This is a genomic window from Streptococcus humanilactis, assembly GCF_019448275.1.
In the GTDB taxonomy this organism is placed as follows: Bacteria; Bacillota; Bacilli; order Lactobacillales; family Streptococcaceae; genus Streptococcus; species Streptococcus humanilactis.
The window spans coordinates 8,414-8,776 of record NZ_JAHXBZ010000001.1 but is presented as its reverse complement, the minus strand read 5'-3'; the positions used below and the strand labels follow the sequence as shown (position 1 = coordinate 8,776).

Genomic DNA, 363 nt, shown 5'->3' with positions numbered 1-363 from the left:
ACTTTTCCTGGATCTGTGACTGTACCTGTTAATTTATCAGCTACTTTTGGATTTGCATCATCCTTGTCTGGAATACCATCGTTGTCATCATCTGGATCGGTCACATCTGGAATACCGTCGCCATCTGTATCACGTTGGATTGTAACTGGAACATCCACAAGGACTTCTTCATCACCATTCTTAACTTTAACTGGGATTGTAACTTTACGTTCTTCTTCTTTTGGTCCCCAATCTGTTACGGTTGGTGTTCCAGTTAAGTTACCATCACCATCTACTGTTAAACCATTTACTGGTGTTTCTGTTGTGATGGTTGAACCTGGTTTATTTGGTGTCACAACTTTTGTTGGCGGTACTGGTGCTTTC

Annotated in this window: 1 pseudogene; it reads right to left on the bottom strand. The window is 41.3% G+C overall.

The features are described 5' to 3' along the window. Positions 1-363 (bottom strand): annotated as a pseudogene (locus KV696_RS00015) (hypothetical protein); the annotation flags it as partial.